Origin of the sequence: Chelatococcus sambhunathii (assembly GCF_001418005.1) — a bacterium.
Lineage (GTDB): Bacteria > Pseudomonadota > Alphaproteobacteria > Rhizobiales > Beijerinckiaceae > Chelatococcus_A > Chelatococcus_A sambhunathii.
In genome coordinates, this window is sequence record NZ_LIOL01000006.1 from 126,035 (window position 1) to 143,519 (window position 17,485).

The window sequence follows — 17,485 nt, forward strand, 5'->3', positions numbered from 1 at the left end:
CACTTGGGGCGATGAAGGGGTCGCATTGCATTTGAACCGCAAAACGTCCTTTCGCATCTTCTGAATAGCGGCGCAGATCTTCATCAGCTCATTTAGGGGCCAACATCAGACCATTTGACAGGCTTCAACATGATGGATCGCAGTCCGCGCGTCGGCCAGACGACACCGCCAAGTCCCGCTCCGACCTTTCAGACGCCTCCCCCATTTCCGCCCCTCGTACTGCTTTCGCCGAACGGTCTCCACGAATGCGGGCACACGCCACCGGCGTCACCGCCTGCCGATGTTCGTTCCTGGGATTCGACTACGGCTCTGGGCGCTGGCGGGCGCGGGACAGCCGAGGTTCCGTCCAGCCTTCCGGCCCCGCACCGATCCCGGCCGGATGCATCACCGGGCACGGCCGTGTCCGGCGCGAGCCCGGTTTCCATCGAACGGCCCGGGTCGGTCATGGCTGCTCAGCAAACGCTTGGGGCGGCTCCTCAAGCTCCAGATACCCCGGCTGCGCACGACCGGGCCGGCTCGAGTATGTCGCGCACGACCACACTGGAGACAGCGGAGTCTCCCACAACCAGCACTGCGGCTGCAATCCAAAGGGCGCTCGACGCATATGACGGGCAACTCGCTCGCATACGTCCCATGCTGACGCCCTTGGAGCACGCAATATTGGATCGTCCCCATCAGAACAACAAGGATCTCGCGCGCGCGAACAACGTTAGCGAACATACTGTCTGGGAGAGGCGGCAGGCGTTTCTCCGGTGCGGGCTTGTCACCACAGCCGCTTATGGCGGCGTTCAAGAGAACCGCATCGAACGCCAGAAGATCGGCGAAGCCTTAAAGAAGCGCCCGTGGATCGAGTCGAAAGACCTCGCGAAGCAACTCAATGTGAGCTATCCGCTGGTTCAATCCGAGCGGCGCATCAAGGAAAGGACGGATCAATTCAGGTGGGCTTTAGGGTTGGCAGACGAGCCACCGGCGGCAAGACAGCGCCCGCCGACGCAAGTGTTACCGGTTTGGACGGTCCCGCGGCCGGATGGAACGCTCCTCACAGTGCGCCCCGAGGATCGGCAGGAGGTCCTCGATCGATTGCATCCGGGTGCCACCACCTATGAGCTTCTTGAACCCCTCGAGCGCCGGTACGGCCCTATCGGGTACAGCACCCTCAACAGATGGCTTGGCCTTTAGGACGAGCGCAGCACCGCGGCCTGCCGCGGCGTCGATCACGTCCAACCGGGCTGCAACGACGACGCCGGCAGCGCGTCCTGCCCCGGGCACAGGCAGAAGCACGCCGGGCTTCTCGCTCCCGAGCGGCCCGCTTCGGCTTTGTCTGGCCCCGATCCGTCTCCCCAGGGAGCGGGACGGCGCCCCGGTCCTCGGGCTGGTTGCGTCTCTGGAGCGGGCGAAGGGAATCGAACCCTCGACATACAGCTTGGGAAGCTGTCGTTCTACCACTGAACTACACCCGCGAAGCCGGTGCGCGGCCCGTCGCGCGGTCGTCGCAGTGCAACGATGGCGACGTCTTTCCATAGCCGGTTCCGGAGCGGCTGTCACCATGCGGCATCGCAACGCCCGCGCCGCATCCCCCAGATTTCTCATTCGCCTTCGTTGCGGATGGCACCCCGCCTCTGCCATGCTGCAATCGGAGGTGTGCCGATGGACGACCCATCCGATGTTCCGCCGGGCTGGGAGAGCCGTCGCGAGCGGCGCCTTTGGCTCATCGCCTATGTCGCCATGGTGATCGTCGTCGGCCTCGGCGCCGCGCGCCAGCTCCACAAGCTGTACGGCAGGCCCGGGCCGGCTTCGACGGCGGTCACCGATACGCGCTGATCCGTCCGAGCAGACGGGTCCCCCGCCGGCACGATCCCTGCGAGAGCTGGAGAGCGGGCCGTCGGAACGGCCGGAACCGTTTCACGGTGGGACAAACAGTTGCAGATCGGAACAGCCGGCATGGCACCCAAGGCCGCACACCCCTTGCAGAACGCGCCGCAGAAGCCGCACACCGCGCGCGGCACCATGGGCTGTGCTGCGCGCCCGAAAACGGCCTCCGGCGGCCGCTTTACCATCGAGCGGCAGCCCGCGGCCAAGCTCTCGGACATCGCAGAAGCCTGGGACGACCTCGCCCGCCGAGCCCTGGAACGCAACATCTTCACCGAACGGGCCTTCGCGCTCACAGCCGCGCTGCACATCGCCTCGGAACAGCACACGAGCGCCGTGCTCGTCTGGCGGGGCGACGGCAGGGCACCGCGCGATCTCCTCGGCCTCTTCCTCATCGATCGCCGACGGTTCGACGTACCCGGCGTGTCGCGCCTGTGGCACATGCCTTTCTGCGGCCTCGATACGCCACTGATCGACGCGGACAGCGCGGTGGCCGTCGCCGGTGCCTTCCTCGACCATATGGCGCAGCACGGCGCCCTGGCCGGCGGCATCCTGTTCCCGCTGCTTCCCGCCGAGGGCGCCGTGGCGCGGACGCTCGCAGCCGCGGCCGAGGCTCGGGACCTGCCGATGCGGCTCTTCGACCGCCACGAGCGGGCCGTGCTCAATGGCGGACACGCCCCGGAGGCATTCCAGGTAGCGAGCCTGCCCGGCAAGAAACTGAAGGAGCTGCGCCGCCAGCTGCGGCGGCTCGGCGAACTCGGCGAGGTGCACATCGAGACGGCGAGCGAGCCGCAGGCCGTGCGCGACGCCACCGAAATATTCCTGGCCCTCGAGGCGTCCGGCTGGAAGGCGGAGCGCGGCACCGCCCTGTTGCAATCCAGCGGCACGGCCACCTTCGTGCGCACCCTGACGCGGCTGCTCGCGAGCGAAGGCCGCTGCCGCGTCATCACGCTGCACGCCGGCGCGACGCCCGTCGCCGCGGGGCTCCTGCTGGATGCCGGCAGCCACAGCTGGTTCTGGAAGATCGCCTACGATGAGCAGTTTGCCCGCTTCTCGCCCGGGGTTCAGCTCACGCTGGCCCTCACCCGGTCCCAGCTCGAGCGCTCGACGGTGGAACGCACCGATTCCTGCGCCATCGCCGATCACCCGATGATCGACCACCTGTGGCCGGAACGGATGGCCGTCGCCGATCTCTTCGTCGGCCTGCGCCAGGAGGGCCACAGCCTCCCGATCGCTGTCGTCCGTCTCGAGCACCTGCGTCGCCGCCTGCGCGGCGCTGCCAAGCACGTCTACTACCGCCTGAAGGGATACTGACACATGATTGCCGAGATCATCGCCACCGAGGCCGATTTTGCCAGCCGCTTCCCCCGCGAGCCCTTCGCCACGCGCCACAACCTCGCCGACCACCCGTTGTTCTCGCTCACCGCGCTCGCGCGCCTCGCCAAGGCGCTGCCGCGCGACCGGGTGGAGTACAACGCCGGCGATGTCGCGCCGGGCGTCAAGCCGGAAGACGTGCCGACGCTGGACATGTCGGCCGAGGAGGTCGTGCACCGCATCGAGCAATGCAACGCCTGGATGGTGCTGAAGCGCGTCGAGGTGGAGCCCGCCTATCGTGCGCTGCTCGAGGAGGTCCTGACCGGCGTCGCCGAGAAGCTCGGCCACGGCTCCCTGGAAGAGGCCGGCTTCCATGACATCCAGGGCTTCGTCTTCGTCGCCTCCGCGAACGCGACCACGCCCTTCCATGTCGACCCGGAGGAGAACTTCTTCGTCCAGATCCGCGGGCCGAAGTTCTTCCACATCTTCGACAATCGCGACCGCTCGCTTCTGAGCGACGAGGAACTCGAGATGCTGCCCTCCAAGCACCGCAACAAGCGCTACGACCCGCGCCACGAGACAAAGGCGCAGGTCTTCTCGCTCCAGCCCGGCGACGGGCTCTTCGTGCCCCACCTGTGGCCGCACTGGGTGCGCACCGGCGACGGCCATTCCGTCTCCATGGCCATCACCTGGAAGTCGCCGCGGGCCGAGCGGCTCAATACCCTCCTGCGCGCCAACGGACTGCTGCGCAAATATGGCTGGCCACAACCCGCGCCGGGCACCAATCCGTTGATGGACGGCGTGAAGATCGCCGCCTATCGGACCATGCGCGCCGCCATCGAACCGCTGCGGCGTTCGGAGAGCATGCGCCGCACTCTGCGCGGCCTCGTGTTCGGGAGGCAGGCAAATTACTACTATGGTGAGAAGAAAGCCTGAGGCCCCATCCCACCGGCAGCACGGCCCTTGCGTCGCGCTCCGGCGCAACCGGTCAGCCGACTATACGTCCATGATGAAGTGCTTGGAGAGCTTCAACCCCTGCGCCTGGTAGTGCGAGCCGGCGCCGGCGCCGTAGAGCACGGCCGGGCGGGCGGCCATGCGCTCGTAGACGAGGCGGCCCACGATCTGCCCGTCCTCCAGGATGAAAGGCACGTCGCGCGAGCGCACCTCGAGCACGGCGCGGGCGCCCGAGCCGCCCGCCCCGGCATGACCGAACCCGGGATCGAAGAAACCCGCGTAGTGCACGCGGAACTCGCCGACCAACGGATCGAACGGCACCATCTCGGCCGCATAGTCCGGTGGCACGTGCACCGCTTCCTTGGACGCGAGGATGTAGAACTGGCCCGGATCGAGGATGATCTCGCCCTGGCCGCCAGCATAGAGCGGCTCCCAGAAGGCGCTCGCCTGATAGGCGCCGGGCCGGTCGACATCGACGAGGCCGGTGTGGCGCTTGGCGCGGTAGCCGACGAGGCGGCGCTCGCCGAAACCGGCTAGATCGACGCTGACGGCGACGCCAGCCTGGATAGAGGGCTCGTGCGAGGCGACCACCCGCGCCTCCTCATGCAGGGCGGCAAGCTCCGCGTCGCTCAGTCGGCAGGCGCCGTGGCGGAAGCGCAGTTGCGACAGGCGCGAACCCTGGCGCACCAGCACCGGGAAGGTGCGCGGCGAGATTTCGGCAAACAGCGCCCCCTCATAGCCGGCGTCGATGACATCGAACTCGCGGCCGTGGTCGGCGATGACGCGGGTGAAGACATCGAGGCGGCCGGTCGAGCTCTTGGGATTGGCCGCGGCGGCGAGCCCGGCGGGCAGCGCAAGCCCCTCCTGCAGCTCGGCGATGTAGACGCAGCCCGTCTCGAGCACGGCACCGCGCGTCAGATCGATCTCGTGCAGGGAGAGACCAGCGAGCCGCTCGCGCACCGAACGGCCGCGGCCGGGCAGGAAGCTCGCCCTGACGCGATAGGCCCGTGCGCCGAGGCGCAGGTCGAGGCTCGCCGGCTGGATCTGGTCCCCGTCGAAAGCGGCCGCGGCGCGGATCACGCCGGCCTCGGCGAAGGCGGCGATCGTCTCTGCAGGCTGGATGCCGGGAACGAGTGGAACCATGAAACCTCGCAGGAACCTCGCGGGGACAGGGGACGACGCCCGGGGCCCGGGCGCGGGAGTTCCGTGATTAGCGCGCTTTCGTGGCAAAGGCTATGGCTGCGCGTGCTCGTCCCGTTCGGGCGGGGAAAAGCCCGAAGCACGCACCTGCGGAGCCTCGCGAAAGCGGTACCAGCCGGCGAGCGCGCGGCCGACGGCGGTCGCGAGCGTCATGGCAGCGAAGGCGTAGGCGATCACCGGAAAATGCTGCGGCAGCGCCAGCATGAGGAGGAAGGCGAGGATCGTCTCCGTGCCCTCCGCGAGGCCGGCCGTGAAATAGATGGACTTTGGGCCGCGCGTCTCGGTCTCCCATCCCCGCCGGGCCGCCACCGCTGCATAGGCGAGGAAGGTCGCGCCGTTGACGTAGAAGCTACCCAGCAGGACCGCCGCGGGGAGCGCATTGGCGTCGGGATCGCGCAGCGCGAAGGCGAGCGGAAAAGCGCCATAGAGGGCGAAATCGCAGACAATATCGAGAAAGCCGCCGCGATCGGTGCGCCGGCCGGCCCGCGCGATCGCCCCGTCGAGACCGTCCGCGACGCGCCCGACGAGGAAGAGAAGGGCGGCAAGGGCATCGAGCCGCAGGACGACCGCTGCGGCGCCGACAAGCCCGGCGGCGAAGCCCGCGAGCGTCACGGCGTCTGCCGCAACGCCAGCTGCGGCCAACCGCCGGCCCGCGACGGCGAGCGGCGGGTCGATGACACGGCGCATGATCCCGTCGAGCATGTCGTGCTGCCTCCCCGGCGCGCGGGGCGATTGACGCTCGGCCCCGTTAGCGCTTACCACGCCGGACGGGGCGTTGTCCGTTCGCGACGTTCACGGAGCTGCGAGATGTACAGGGCCGAAACCAAGGGAATTCGCGTCACTGTCGAGCCGCGTTTCCTCGAGGATGAATCTTCGCCGCGCGACGGACGCTTTTTCTGGTCCTACACGGTCGAGATCGTCAATCTCAGCGCCGAGACGGTGCAGCTCAAGACCCGCCACTGGACGATCACCGACGGCGAGGGCCGCTCGCAGGAGGTGCACGGCCCCGGCGTCATCGGCGAGGAGCCCATCCTTGAGCCGGGTGAGAGCTTCACCTACACCAGCGGCTGCCCCCTTTCAACGGCCCACGGCACGATGGTCGGCTCCTACGACATGATCACGCAGCGCGGCGAGCGTTTTCCCGTGGATATCCCGCTGTTCCCGCTGGACAGCCCCTATGTGCGGCGGGTCATGCATTGATCCTTCGCAGCAGCAACCGATCGGGCCCCGCATGACCGGCACGCGCCTTTCCCCTCTCGACATGCTGGCGCGGCTCGTCGCCTTCGACACCGAGAGCGCCAAGTCCAACCTCGCGCTCGTCGAATTCGTCGCGACCTATCTCGACGGCTGGGGCGTGCGCTACATCCGCCTGCCGAACGCCACCGGCGACAAGGCGGCGCTGCTCGCCACCATCGGCCCCGCCGTGCCCGGCGGTGTTGTCCTCTCCGGCCATACCGACGTCGTGCCCGTGGCCGGCCAGGCCTGGACGAGCGATCCCTACAACCTGCGCGTCGCGGACGGGCGCGCCTATGGCCGCGGCGCGGTGGACATGAAGGGCTTCTGCGCGCTGGCGCTCGCCCTCGTGCCCGAGTTCCTGGCTGCGGATCTCAAGCGGCCGATCCACATCTTCCTCTCCTATGACGAGGAAACGACCTGCCTCGGCGTGGCCGACGGCATCGCCTGCTTCGGCAAGGACCTGCCGCTGCCCGGCGCCGTCTTCGTCGGCGAGCCGACGGGCCTCGAGGTGGCCGATGCGCACAAGAGCGTCGTGACCTTCGAGACTGAGGTGCACGGCGTCGAGGCGCATTCCTCGAAGCCCGAGCTCGGCGCGAGCGCGGTCATGGCCGCCTGCGATCTCGTGGCGGAACTCAACCGCATGGCCGAGGACTTCGTGGCGCGCGGTGACGCGTCCGGCCGTTTCGACCCGCCCTATACGACGATCCACATCGGCACCATCGCCGGCGGCACGGCGCGCAACATCCTCGCGCGCAACTGCGCGTTCCACTGGGAGTTCCGCGGCCTGCCGGATCTCGACCCTCAGGAGATTCCGCGCCGCTTCGCCGCGGTATCCGAGACGGTCCTCGCGCGCATGCGGCGCACGGCGCCGGCGAGCCGCATCGAAACCCTGTGCGAGGTCTCCGTTCCCGGCCTCAGGCCCGACACGGGCTCGGCCGCCGAGACGCTGGCGCTGCGCCTTGCCGGCCGCAACCGCACCATCACCGTGCCCTTCGGCACGGAGGCCGGGCACTTCCAGAACGCCGGCATCGCCACCGTCGTCTGCGGCCCGGGCACCATCGACCGGGCGCATCAGGCGGACGAATACATCACGCTCGCGGAACTAGAGGCGGGCGCCGCCTTCATGCGCGACCTGGCGCGCAGCCTCGCGCAATAGGCGACGTCAGCCACGCCGCTTGCGGAAGGCGAGCTTGGTCCAGCTCACACCCGGCTGGCTGAGCTTGCGCGCGACTGTCTCGTCGGCCGTGCCGCGCCGGTCCTTGCCGTCCTCAGCCGGCATCGGCTTCCTCGGCGACATCGGCCGGGTCGATGTCGTAATGGCGGGAGCAGAATTCGCAGGTGATGCCGATGCGGCCGTTGTCGCCCACCATGTCGGCGCGATCCTCGGGCGAGAAACGCTTGAGCATGGCAAGGATGCGGTGAGACGAACAGCGGCAGCTCTCCTCGACCGCCTGCGGCTGGAAGACGCGAACGCCGCGCTCGTGGAAGAGGCGATAGAGCAGTTGCTCGCGCGTCAACGTCGGATCGAGCAGTTCGTGGTCCTCGACGGTGGAGACGAGGAGCTTGGCCTCCACCCAGGCGTCGTCCTCGTCCGGCCCGGCCGCCGGATTGTGCCCCTCAGGCGCATCGCCGGGATCGAGGTCCGGCCGGCGCATGCGCTCGACCGAGCGCGGCAGGAACTGCACCATGAGGCCACCGGCCCGCCAAGCATGATCGCCGCCCCCCATCGCCTCGCCGACAGCGAGGCGCACGAGCGTCGGGATCTGCTCGGACTGGCGGAAGTACTGGTGCGCCGCCTCTTCGAAGCTCTGCCCCTCGAGCGCCACCACGCCCTGATAGCGGTTCATGTCGCCGCCCTGGTCGATGGTGAGGGCAAGATGGCCGTGGCCGATGAGGTCTCCCGTCGCCGTCGCGCGCGCGGCGATAGCCGCCTCGAGGCGCGCGGCATCGAAGCGGGCGCAGGCGCGCAGCCGGCCCGGCGCGTCGAAATCGACGATGACCATGTCGACCGGCCCGTCGCTGCGCGTCTGCAGCTGGAAGCGGCCATCGAGCTTGAGAGCCGAACCGAGCAGCGCCGTCAGCACTAAGGCTTCGCCGACCACGCGCGAGACAGGGGGGGGATAGTCGTGGCGTGCGATGATCGTGTCGACGCTCGTCCCGAGGCTGGCGACGCGGCCGCGCACGTCGAGCCCCTCCACCGCGAAGGGCAAGACGCGGTCGTCGCCGGCCGGCGGCGCAGCCATGTCCATTACGCGATTGCTCCCAGACACCAAGCCAGAATACCCTTTTGTGCATGGAGGCGGTTCTCCGCCTCGTCGAAGACGACCGAAGCCGGCCCGTCCATCACCTCGTCCGTCACCTCCTCGCCGCGGTGCGCCGGCAGGCAGTGCATGAAAATGGCATCCCTGGCGGCAGCGGCCATCAGCTTGCCGTTGACCTGATAGGGCCTCAGCAGGTTGTGGCGGCGGCCTTCGTCCTCGTCACCCATGGACACCCAGCAGTCGGTGACTACCGCATCGGCCCCCTCCACTGCTGCGAAGGGGTCGCTCGTGACATTGACGCGCGCGCCCTCCCGCCGGGCGAAGGCGATGACCTCCTCGGGCGGGGCGAGCTCCGGCGGGCTCGCGATGTTGAGCGTGAAATCGAGCCGCGCCGCGGCGTGCACCCAGGAGGCGAGCACGTTGTTGGCATCACCCGACCAGGCGACCGTGCGGCCCGTGATCGGGCCGCGATGCTCTTCAAAGGTCAGCACGTCGGCCATGATCTGGCAGGGATGCGAACGCTTCGTCAGCCCGTTGATCACCGGCACGTCGGCATGGCGGGCGAGCTCCAGCATCGCCTCGTGATCGAGGATGCGGATCATGATGGCATCGACATAGCGCGACAGAACGCGCGCCGTATCGGCAATGGTCTCGCCGCGGCCAAGCTGCATCTCCTTGCCCGTCAGCATCAGGGGCTCGCCACCGAGTTCGCGCATGGCGAGGTCGAAGGAGACGCGCGTGCGCGTCGACGGCTTGTCGAAGATCATGGCCAGCACCTTGCCGGCGAGCGGCTTCTCCTTCGGCGGCTGGCCTTTGCGGCGCCCGGCCTTCAGCGCGGCGCTGGCGTCGAGCACCTGGCGCAGGTCGTCTTGCGTGAAATCGGTGAGGTCGAGGAAGTGGCGCACGGAGCCGCTCATCACGCCGCTCCCTTCTCGACCGAGCGGGCGGCCTCGACGGCGGCGGCGGTCGCCTCCAGGCGTTCCAGCGCCTCGCTCACCTCGGCCTCGCCGATGGTGAGCGGCGGCAGCAGCCGCACCACGTTATCGCCGGCGCCGATGACGATGAGCCTGTTGGCCCGCGCCGCATCGACGAATTCCGTATTCGGCACGGCCAGCTTGAGGCCGAGCATCAGCCCCTCGCCGCGCACCTCGGCGATGACACCAGGATGCCTGTCCTTGAGCGCGGCAAGGCGCTGCTTGAGGAGCAGGCCGGTCCGCGCCACCTGATCGAGGAAGCCGGGCGCCAGCACCACGTCGAGCACCGCATTTCCGACCGCCATGGCGAGCGGATTGCCGCCGAAGGTTGTGCCGTGAACGCCATAGGTCATGCCGCTCGCCGCCTCGGCGGTGGCGAGGCAGGCACCCATGGGGAAGCCGCCGCCGATGCCCTTGGCCACCGCCATGATGTCCGGCGTGATGCCGGCCCATTCGTGCGCGAAGAGCTTGCCCGTGCGGCCGACGCCGCTCTGCACCTCGTCGAGGATGAGGAGGAGGCCCCGCTCGTCGCAGAATTTGCGCAGGCGGCGCAACGCCTCGGGCGCGACGGCGCGGATGCCGCCCTCGCCCTGGATCGGCTCGATGAGGATGGCGCCGGTCTGCGGGCCGACGACGGCCTCGAGCGCCTCCCAGTCGCCGAAGGCGACCTGGTCGAAGCCTTCGACCTTGGGGCCGAAGCCCTCGAGATATTTCTTCTGGCCGCCGGCGGCGATGGTCGCCAGCGTGCGGCCGTGGAAGGCGCCCTCGAAGGTGACGATGTGGAAGCGCTCGGGCTGGCCCTTGGACGAATGGTAGCGCCGGGCCATCTTGATGGCGCATTCCAGCGCCTCGGCGCCGGAATTGGTGAAGAAGACATTGTCGGCGAAAGTCGCATCGACCAGCCGCTGGGCGAGCCGCTCGCCCTCGGGGATGCGCACGAGGTTCGACGTGTGCCAGAGCTTGCCGGCCTGCGCGGTCAACGCCTCGACGAGATGCGGATGGCAATGGCCGAGGGCGTTGACAGCGATGCCGGCGCCGAAATCGAGGTATCGCTCGCCGCTTCGCGTCACGAGCCACGCGCCCTCGCCCTTCTCGAATTCGATGTCGGCCCGCGCATAGGTCTGCAGAAGCGGCGAAGTCACGTCTCTCGTCTCCGCGATGAGGCGCCGGCCTGCCGCCGGACGCCTCGGATTTTCCCGAAAATCAAAGTGCCGCCCGGGCAGGGGCGGCACCGTCCACAATTTTAGATGGGTCACAGGGACTGTCAATTCAATCGCATTGATACGATCGATCAGCCGGCGCCCGATTGCTGTCACGATCTTGGGGAAAACGCAGATCGGCCGGCGCGAAGCCTTGCTCGTGCCTTCCCTCATATTGTAGCTTCCGAGCCACAGACCACGACATATCGTGTGGCCAATTCCCTATCGGCGCTACCTGCAGCAGGATGCGACGAGGCGAGAGCCTCTTTCGCGCTCCCCTTGCGCGCGCCGGAACGAGCCGGGCGGAGAGAGCGATGAGCGATCAGAGCAATACCTGGAGCGACGAGCGGGTGGAGCTGCTGCGCAAGCTCTGGACCGAAGGCCTTAGCGCCAGCCAGATCGCCGCCGAGCTCGGCGGCGTGACGCGCAATGCCGTCATCGGCAAGGTGCATCGCCTCGGGCTTTCCGGCCGCGCCAAGTCGGCGGCACCGGCGGCCTCCCGGCCGCGGAAGGCCGCGCACACACGCAGCCCGAGCCATCCTATGACGCAGCCATCGGGCCAGACCGTCGTGCGCGGCAACACAGCCCTCGCCGCGGCGCCCGAGCTCGAGACCGAGGCGGTGCCGCAGGAACAGTTCCAGCCCCAGGACGAGGTGGTCGTGCCGCTGAGCGAGCGCGTGACCATCATGGAGCTGCGGGAAGCCATGTGCCGCTGGCCGATGGGTGACCCGACGACGCCGGACTTCCGCTTCTGCGGCGCGCGCTCCCTCCTCGGCATGCCCTATTGCGCGCACCATGCGCGCATCGCCTACCAGCCGGCGGCGGACCGTCGGCGCGAGAAGAAGGTGATGCGCTCCTGACCGGGGACAGAAGCGGCCAGCAAAGAGGCCGGAGCGGGCCGCTCCGGCCTCTTTGCTGGCCGCACCGGGGGATGGCGGCAGCATCGCGCTTCACTCCGCGTGCGAAAAGGTCTCGTCGAAGGAATAGCCGGCGCCGCGCACCGTGCGGATCGGGTCCGGCTTGCGGGCCCGGTTGATGGCTTTGCGCAGGCGTCCGACATGCACGTCCACCGTGCGCTCGTCGATATAGACGTCGTGGCCCCAGACGCCGTCGAGCAACTGCTCGCGCGTGAAGACACGGCCGGGGCTCTGCATCAGGAACTCGAGCAGCTTGAACTCGGTGGGGCCGAGGTGAAGCTCGCGGCCAGAACGGCGTACGCGCCGGGTCTCGCGGTCGAGCTCGATATCGCCGGCGGTGAGCACGGTGGCCACATGGCCCGGCTTGGCGCGGCGCAGCAGGGCACGCACGCGCGCCAGGAGCTCCGGTACGGAGAAGGGCTTGACGACGTAATCGTCCGCGCCGGTCGCGAGACCGCGCACGCGCTCGCCCTCCTCGCCCCGGGCGGTGAGCATGATGACGGGCAGCCGTTCCGTTTCCCGGCGGGCACGCAAGCGCCGGCATAGCTCGATGCCGGACAGTCCCGGCAGCATCCAGTCGAGCAGCACGAGGTCCGGGACCTGCTCGCGCAGGCGCACCTCGGCCTCGTCACCGCGCGCGACGGCATCGACGGTATAGCCTTCGGCCTCGAGGTTGTAGCGCAGGAGGAGTGTGAGCGGCTCTTCGTCTTCGACGATGAGGATACGGGGTCCCATCGGTCCTTCCGTGGTGGACGCTGGCGCGTGATCGACACTTACTGCCGGCCGGAGACCGGCACGGTGGTGAAGCTCGAGTCGTCGCTCTTCGGCCGTTCGGCGGCGAGCGGCTTTCCGGTGACAAGATAGTGGATGGTCTCGGCGATGTTGGTGGTGTGGTCGCCGATGCGCTCGATGTTCTTGGCGAGGAACAGGAGATGCGTGCAGAAGCTGATGTTGCGCGGGTCTTCCATCATGTAGGTCAGCAGTTCGCGAAAGATCGAGGTGTAGAGCGCGTCGATGCGATCGTCGCGCTGCCACACGTCGAGCGCGCGGGCCGTGTCCTTCTGCGCATAGGCGTCGAGCACATCCTTGAGCTGGGCCTGCACGAGGTCGCTCATGTGCTGCACGCCACCGACGATCTTCTGCGGCTGCATCTCGTTGCTGATGGCGACGACACGCTTGGCGGTGTTCTTGGCGAGGTCGCCGACGCGCTCGATATCGCCCGCCACGCGGATGGCGGAGACGATCTCGCGCAGGTCGACCGCCATCGGCTGGCGCTTGGCGATGGTGAGCACGGCGCGTTCCTCGACGTCGTGTTGCAGGGCATCGAGCCGCTCGTCGACGGCGATAACCGCCTGGGCGAGGGCTGCATCGCGCCGCACGAGGGCTATCGTCGCATCGCCCAGCATCTTCTCGGCGATGCCACCCATCTCGGCGATCTTGCTGCGCAGGGTATCGAGCTCGACGTCGTACGAGCTGACGATATGATCGGTCATCGTCGGCAATCCTTGTTGCTGCGGCAGCCTCAGCCGAAGCGCCCAGTGATGTAGTCTTGCGTCCGCTTGTCCTGCGGCGCCGTGAAGATCTGCTCCGTCGGCCCCTCTTCCACGAGCTTGCCGAGGTGGAAGAACGCCGTGCGCTGCGAGACGCGGGCCGCCTGCTGCATCGAGTGCGTGACGATGACGATGGTGTAGTTCTCGCGCAATTCGTCGATCAACTCCTCGATCTTTGCCGTGGCGATGGGATCAAGCGCCGAACACGGCTCGTCCATGAGGATGACCTCGGGATTGACGGCGATGGCACGGGCGATGCACAGGCGCTGCTGCTGGCCGCCGGAGAGGCCGGTGCCCGGCGAGGCGAGACGGTCCTTCACCTCCTCATAGAGACCGGCGCGCTTGAGGCTCATGGTGACGACCTCGTCGAGGTCGGCCTTGGAGCTCGTGAGCCCGTGGATGCGCGGCCCGTAGGCGACGTTCTCGTAGATCGACTTGGGGAAGGGGTTCGGCTTCTGGAACACCATGCCGACCTTCGCCCGCAACTGCACCGGGTCGAGATTCCGGTCATAGATGTCGCTGCCGTCGATCTCGATGCGGCCGCTGACGCGGCAGATCGATATCGTGTCGTTCATCCGGTTGATGCAGCGTAGGAAGGTGGACTTGCCGCAGCCGGACGGGCCGATGAAGGCGGTGACCGCCTTCTCAGGAATGTCAATCGAGACATCGTGCAAGGCGTGCTTGTCGGCGTAATAGACGTTGACCTCGCGGGCCACGACCTTCGTCGCTGCCTCGTCCGCGACTTCGGCCACCGTGGCCTTCGCCAGCTCGATGTTCGGCATCGTCGTCATCATTGAGAACTCCCTTCGGCCCGCGACGCGGCTCACCAGCGGCGCTCGAAGCGGCGGCGCAGCAGGATGGCAAGACCGTTCATGATAAAGAGGAAAGCGAGCAGAACCAGGATGGCGGCGGCGGTCTTGGCCTGGAAAAGCGGCTCCGGCAGGTCCGACCACAGGTAGATCTGTACGGGCAGCGCCGTCGCCGCATCGGTGATTGAGCCCGGTACGTCGACGATGAAGGCGACCATGCCGATGAGGAGCAGCGGCGCGGTTTCCCCCAGCGCATGCGCCATGCCGATGATGGTGCCGGTCATGATGCCGGGCATGGCGAGCGGCAGCACGTGGTGGAACACCGCCTGCTGGTGCGAGGCGCCGATGCCGAGCGCCGCCTCGCGGATCGACGGCGGCACCGACTTCAGAGCGGCGCGGCTCGCGATGATGATCGTCGGCAGCACCAGGAGAGCGAGGACGAGACCACCGACGAGTGGCGCCGAGCGCGGCAGGCCGAAGAAGTTGAGGAACATCGCAAGGCCGAGCAGACCGAAGACGATCGAGGGCACCGCCGCGAGATTGTTGATGTTGACCTCGATGAGGTCCGTCAGCCGGTTCTTCGGCGCGAATTCCTCGAGATAGACGGCGGCACCGACGCCGATCGGCAGGCACAGGACCAGCGTCACCAGCATGGTCAGCGCCGAGCCGATGAGAGCTCCGAGAATACCCGCCTGCTCCGGCTCGCGGCTGTCGCCAGAGGTGAAGAAGCGGCTGGCGAAATGCGACGCTACCATGCCGCGCTGCTTCAGGTCCTCGAGCCAGGCGACCACCTGGTCGTCAAGCCGACGGTTCGCCTCGGGTTGGGTCAGGGTGAGGATGTCCCACCCACCCGCCGTCACAGCGTCGGTATTGGCCAGCGGCACGAGCACCGTGCCGCGCGCCTCGGAGGCGCCGATCTCGGTCAGCTTGACGATGCCGCCGTTGATGAAGACGAGTTTCGAGGGCAGGTCAGCCGTCAGCCGCTCGGGCGCATCAGCCGCGGCAGCGCGTGCTTCGGCGGCAGCGGCATCGCCCTCGAGGTCGGCGATGCGCTTCTGCAGAGCCTCGCGCTGGTCGCCGGCGACATCGGCCGCCGCGGCGGTCAGCCGTGCGGCCTCGCGACGGTCGGCGGCCGCCTCCTCGCGCAGGCTCTCCTTGACCTCGGCAAGGGCGCGGGCGAAATCGGGGGCCGAGCTCGTCAGCACCACGTCCTCGCCGTCCAGCGTCACCTGCGCCTGCCCTTGGCCGACGCTCTCGCGCCGCCCGGTCATCAGGCCCTTGAGGTAGAGGTCGGCCGCGTCGTCGAGCAGTGCCTCGATCGTCACCGGCTGGCCGATGGCGGAGGGATCGGCCAGCACCCGATTGCGCAGCGTCATCGCCGCGCCAGACGACAGAAGGTCGTTGTTGAGCTTGCGGCGCAAGGCACGCGTCGTGACCTGCGGGAAGAGTTCCTGCAAGCCCCTGCGCAGCACGGCGTCATAATCGCCGCTGCGCAGCGCCTGCGGATCGGTGGTGCCGTCGCTGGACACCTGCTCCAGCGTCGGCGTCACCGTCATGGTCAGGCGATATTCGGTAAAAGCCGGCATCGCCTTGACGATGACGTCGCCGATCAGGACGACGAGGAAGATCGCCGCGAGCGCGATTGCGCCGATGCCATAGGCACGGAACCGTGCCTCCGCGGCGTGGCGCCGCCTCAACCGCGCCTGGGCCTCGGCCGACGAGAGACCGAACCGACGGGCGCCTTGAGGGGGTGCAGCAATGTCAGTCATATTGCTCTCGGTATTTGCGAACGATGCGCAGGGCGATGATGTTGAGCGCCAGCGTGAAGAAGAAGAGAACGAAGCCGAGGGCGAAGGCTGACAGGGTCTTGGCGCTGTCGAACTCCTGGTCGCCGACGAGGAGCGTCTTGATCTGCACGGTAACGGTCGTGACGGCCTCGAGCGGATTGAAGGTGAGGTTGCCAGCGAGGCCCGCGGCCATGACGACGATCATCGTCTCGCCGACGGCCCGCGAGATGGCGAGCATGAGGGCCGAGACGATGCCGGGGAGTGCGGCCGGCAGCACGACGCGCTTGATGGTCTCCGACCGAGTCGCGCCCATGCCGTAGGAGCCGTCGCGCAGCGACTGCGGCACGGCGTTGATGACGTCGTCCGACAAGGACGAGACGAAGGGAATGATCATGACGCCCATGACGAGGCCGGCGGCCAGCGCGCTCTCCGACGCAACGGACAGGCCGAGCGACTCGCCGACGTTCTTGATGAAGGGCGCCACGGTGAGCGCGGCGAAGAAGCCGAACACCACGGTCGGGATGCCGGCGAGCACCTCGAGCACGGGCTTGGCGACGGCCCGGACACGCGGCGTCGCATATTCGGACATGTAGATCGCGGCGAAGAGGCCGACCGGACCCGCGACCATCATGGCGATCAGCATGATGAGCGTGGTGCCGGCGAAGAGAGGCACCGCGCCGAAGGTGCCGGACTGGCCCACCTGATCGGCGCGGATCGCCGTCTGCGGCGACCACTGCAGGCCAAAGAGGAAATCGTACCAAGGATAGCGCGCGAAGAAGCGTAGCGTCTCGAACAGCACCGAGAAGACGATGCCGACGGTCGTCAGGATAGCGACGCCCGAACAAGCGATGAGGACGACCTTGGTGACATGCTCGAAACTGTTGCGCGCCCGAAAGTCGGGCGCCAGGCGCCGACGACCGAAGACGAAGCCGGCCGCAGCCCCGGCGAGGCCGAGCACGAGGAGAGTCACCTCCGCCTCGGTTCGAGCGCCCGCGTAGGCGCCGGCGGCAACGGTCGTGCCGGCATCGGGCGTGCCCGCGAATTGACCGAGAGCGACGAGGCGGGCCTCGCGCAGGCGTCCTTCCTTTTCCAGCGTGGTCTGCGGCGCAAGCTCCGCCGGGAGGGCGGCAAGCGTGCGAGCCTCGACGTAGCGTGGCGCAACCGGTGTCCAGGCCGCCAGGACGACGAGCATGGGCAGGACGCATAGCGTGGCCAGAAACAGGCCGTGATAGACGGGCAACGAATGAAGCCGAGCGCCGCCGCCGACGAACGCACGCCCCCTGGAACGTCCGAAAGCGAAGGCCGCCAGCGCAACGGCGACAATGAGCAGGAAGAACAAGCTAACCATCTCCGCCCCCGGGAGAGCAGCGGCAGGAGGCCGCGTCGGCGACCGGCTCTACCGCATTTTGACGGCA

General features: G+C 68.1%; 17 protein-coding genes and 1 tRNA gene. 7 read left to right on the forward strand and 11 right to left on the reverse strand.

All coding sequences use genetic code 11. The features are described from left to right. Positions 1–633: 633 nt before the first annotated feature. Positions 634–1,179: a hypothetical protein gene (locus tag ASC46_RS13140; RefSeq protein WP_055459762.1), complete on the forward strand. Its 546-nt coding sequence runs from the start codon at positions 634–636 to the stop codon at positions 1,177–1,179. Between the two features lie 206 nt (positions 1,180–1,385). On the opposite strand, the gene ASC46_RS13145 is transcribed toward ASC46_RS13140, so the two are convergent. Continuing rightward, positions 1,386–1,460, reverse strand: a tRNA-Gly gene (locus tag ASC46_RS13145). A gap of 187 nt (positions 1,461–1,647) precedes the next feature. Between ASC46_RS13145 and ASC46_RS21280 the strand changes: the two genes are divergently transcribed. From ASC46_RS21280 to ASC46_RS13155, 3 genes are all read left to right on the forward strand, one after another. After that, positions 1,648–1,821 carry a hypothetical protein gene (locus ASC46_RS21280; protein ID WP_157672339.1) on the forward strand — a complete coding sequence of 58 codons (174 nt, stop codon included), beginning with the start codon at positions 1,648–1,650 and terminating at the stop codon, positions 1,819–1,821. Between the two features lie 120 nt (positions 1,822–1,941). After that, complete coding sequence (locus ASC46_RS13150) at positions 1,942–3,183, forward strand: GNAT family N-acetyltransferase (protein WP_055459763.1); 1,242 nt, start codon at positions 1,942–1,944, stop codon at positions 3,181–3,183. A gap of 3 nt (positions 3,184–3,186) precedes the next feature. Further along, on the forward strand, positions 3,187–4,119 hold the full coding sequence (locus ASC46_RS13155; RefSeq protein WP_055459764.1) for a cupin-like domain-containing protein: 933 nt from the start codon (positions 3,187–3,189) through the stop codon (positions 4,117–4,119). Between the two features lie 60 nt (positions 4,120–4,179). Here the strand turns inward: ASC46_RS13155 and ASC46_RS13160 are convergent, their stop codons facing one another. Both ASC46_RS13160 and ASC46_RS13165 read right to left on the reverse strand, forming a co-directional pair. Beyond that, on the reverse strand, positions 4,180–5,280 hold the full coding sequence (locus ASC46_RS13160) for a 2'-deoxycytidine 5'-triphosphate deaminase (protein ID WP_055459765.1): 1,101 nt from the start codon (positions 5,278–5,280) through the stop codon (positions 4,180–4,182). A 90-nt stretch (positions 5,281–5,370) separates the two neighbouring features. Beyond that, positions 5,371–6,039: a CDP-alcohol phosphatidyltransferase family protein gene (locus tag ASC46_RS13165; RefSeq protein WP_055459766.1), complete on the reverse strand. Its 669-nt coding sequence runs from the start codon at positions 6,037–6,039 to the stop codon at positions 5,371–5,373. 105 nt (positions 6,040–6,144) lie between these two features. On the opposite strand from ASC46_RS13165, the gene apaG reads away from it, so the two are divergent. Together apaG and argE are read left to right on the forward strand one after the other, a co-directional pair. Further along, on the forward strand, positions 6,145–6,537 hold the full coding sequence (gene apaG, locus ASC46_RS13170) for a Co2+/Mg2+ efflux protein ApaG (protein WP_055459767.1): 393 nt from the start codon (positions 6,145–6,147) through the stop codon (positions 6,535–6,537). Positions 6,538–6,568: 31 nt separating this feature from the next. Beyond that, positions 6,569–7,729, forward strand: coding sequence for an acetylornithine deacetylase (gene argE, locus ASC46_RS13175; protein WP_055459768.1), 1,161 nt, complete (start codon positions 6,569–6,571; stop codon positions 7,727–7,729). A 112-nt stretch (positions 7,730–7,841) separates the two neighbouring features. Here the strand turns inward: argE and ASC46_RS13180 are convergent, their stop codons facing one another. From ASC46_RS13180 to ASC46_RS13190, 3 genes are read right to left on the reverse strand one after another with little or no spacing between them, the layout of a single operon-like run. Continuing rightward, a complete protein-coding gene (locus ASC46_RS13180) occupies positions 7,842–8,822 on the reverse strand; it encodes an Hsp33 family molecular chaperone (RefSeq protein ID WP_055459769.1) in 981 nt (326 codons plus the stop codon). Beyond that, positions 8,822–9,751, reverse strand: coding sequence for an ornithine carbamoyltransferase (argF, locus tag ASC46_RS13185; protein ID WP_055459770.1), 930 nt, complete (start codon positions 9,749–9,751; stop codon positions 8,822–8,824). The genes ASC46_RS13180 and argF overlap by 1 nt, the downstream gene beginning before the upstream one ends. Beyond that, positions 9,751–10,950: an aspartate aminotransferase family protein gene (locus ASC46_RS13190; RefSeq protein ID WP_055459915.1), complete on the reverse strand. Its 1,200-nt coding sequence runs from the start codon at positions 10,948–10,950 to the stop codon at positions 9,751–9,753. The genes argF and ASC46_RS13190 overlap by 1 nt, the downstream gene beginning before the upstream one ends. Positions 10,951–11,321: 371 nt before the next feature. Between ASC46_RS13190 and ASC46_RS13195 the strand changes: the two genes are divergently transcribed. Then, positions 11,322–11,867: a GcrA family cell cycle regulator gene (locus ASC46_RS13195; RefSeq protein ID WP_055459771.1), complete on the forward strand. Its 546-nt coding sequence runs from the start codon at positions 11,322–11,324 to the stop codon at positions 11,865–11,867. A 90-nt stretch (positions 11,868–11,957) separates the two neighbouring features. Here the strand turns inward: ASC46_RS13195 and phoB are convergent, their stop codons facing one another. The 5 genes from phoB to pstC are packed head-to-tail and all read right to left on the reverse strand — an operon-like array spanning position 11,958 to position 17,418. Next, positions 11,958–12,659 carry a phosphate regulon transcriptional regulator PhoB gene (gene phoB / locus ASC46_RS13200; RefSeq protein ID WP_055459772.1) on the reverse strand — a complete coding sequence of 234 codons (702 nt, stop codon included), beginning with the start codon at positions 12,657–12,659 and terminating at the stop codon, positions 11,958–11,960. A 38-nt stretch (positions 12,660–12,697) separates the two neighbouring features. Continuing rightward, on the reverse strand, positions 12,698–13,417 hold the full coding sequence (phoU, locus tag ASC46_RS13205; RefSeq protein ID WP_055459773.1) for a phosphate signaling complex protein PhoU: 720 nt from the start codon (positions 13,415–13,417) through the stop codon (positions 12,698–12,700). A gap of 29 nt (positions 13,418–13,446) precedes the next feature. Continuing rightward, positions 13,447–14,265, reverse strand: a complete 819-nt coding sequence (pstB, locus tag ASC46_RS13210) for a phosphate ABC transporter ATP-binding protein PstB (RefSeq protein ID WP_055459916.1) — start codon at positions 14,263–14,265, stop codon at positions 13,447–13,449. A 32-nt stretch (positions 14,266–14,297) separates the two neighbouring features. Then, positions 14,298–16,052, reverse strand: a complete 1,755-nt coding sequence (gene pstA, locus ASC46_RS13215; RefSeq protein ID WP_055459774.1) for a phosphate ABC transporter permease PstA — start codon at positions 16,050–16,052, stop codon at positions 14,298–14,300. After that, positions 16,045–17,418: a phosphate ABC transporter permease subunit PstC gene (gene pstC / locus ASC46_RS13220; RefSeq protein WP_055459775.1), complete on the reverse strand. Its 1,374-nt coding sequence runs from the start codon at positions 17,416–17,418 to the stop codon at positions 16,045–16,047. The genes pstA and pstC overlap by 8 nt, the downstream gene beginning before the upstream one ends. Positions 17,419–17,485: the final 67 nt, after the last annotated feature.

Excerpts from the sequence above, each read along its gene's own strand:
- pstC (WP_055459775.1), bottom strand. The coding sequence starts at position 17,418 with ATGGTTAGCTTGTTCTTCCTGCTCATTGTCGCCGTTGCGCTGGCGGCC.
- ASC46_RS13155 (WP_055459764.1), top strand. The coding sequence starts at position 3,187 with ATGATTGCCGAGATCATCGCCACCGAGGCCGATTTTGCCAGCCGCTTC.
- ASC46_RS13165 (WP_055459766.1), bottom strand. The coding sequence starts at position 6,039 with ATGCTCGACGGGATCATGCGCCGTGTCATCGACCCGCCGCTCGCCGTC.
- phoU (WP_055459773.1), bottom strand. The coding sequence starts at position 13,417 with ATGACCGATCATATCGTCAGCTCGTACGACGTCGAGCTCGATACCCTG.
- ASC46_RS13140 (WP_055459762.1), top strand. The coding sequence starts at position 634 with ATGCTGACGCCCTTGGAGCACGCAATATTGGATCGTCCCCATCAGAAC.
- ASC46_RS13195 (WP_055459771.1), top strand. The coding sequence starts at position 11,322 with ATGAGCGATCAGAGCAATACCTGGAGCGACGAGCGGGTGGAGCTGCTG.
- ASC46_RS13160 (WP_055459765.1), bottom strand. The coding sequence starts at position 5,280 with ATGGTTCCACTCGTTCCCGGCATCCAGCCTGCAGAGACGATCGCCGCC.
- ASC46_RS13180 (WP_055459769.1), bottom strand. The coding sequence starts at position 8,822 with ATGGACATGGCTGCGCCGCCGGCCGGCGACGACCGCGTCTTGCCCTTC.
- argE (WP_055459768.1), top strand. The coding sequence starts at position 6,569 with ATGACCGGCACGCGCCTTTCCCCTCTCGACATGCTGGCGCGGCTCGTC.
- ASC46_RS13150 (WP_055459763.1), top strand. The coding sequence starts at position 1,942 with ATGGCACCCAAGGCCGCACACCCCTTGCAGAACGCGCCGCAGAAGCCG.
- apaG (WP_055459767.1), top strand. The coding sequence starts at position 6,145 with ATGTACAGGGCCGAAACCAAGGGAATTCGCGTCACTGTCGAGCCGCGT.
- argF (WP_055459770.1), bottom strand. The coding sequence starts at position 9,751 with ATGAGCGGCTCCGTGCGCCACTTCCTCGACCTCACCGATTTCACGCAA.
- ASC46_RS21280 (WP_157672339.1), top strand. The coding sequence starts at position 1,648 with ATGGACGACCCATCCGATGTTCCGCCGGGCTGGGAGAGCCGTCGCGAG.
- phoB (WP_055459772.1), bottom strand. The coding sequence starts at position 12,659 with ATGGGACCCCGTATCCTCATCGTCGAAGACGAAGAGCCGCTCACACTC.
- pstA (WP_055459774.1), bottom strand. The coding sequence starts at position 16,052 with ATGACTGACATTGCTGCACCCCCTCAAGGCGCCCGTCGGTTCGGTCTC.
- pstB (WP_055459916.1), bottom strand. The coding sequence starts at position 14,265 with ATGACGACGATGCCGAACATCGAGCTGGCGAAGGCCACGGTGGCCGAA.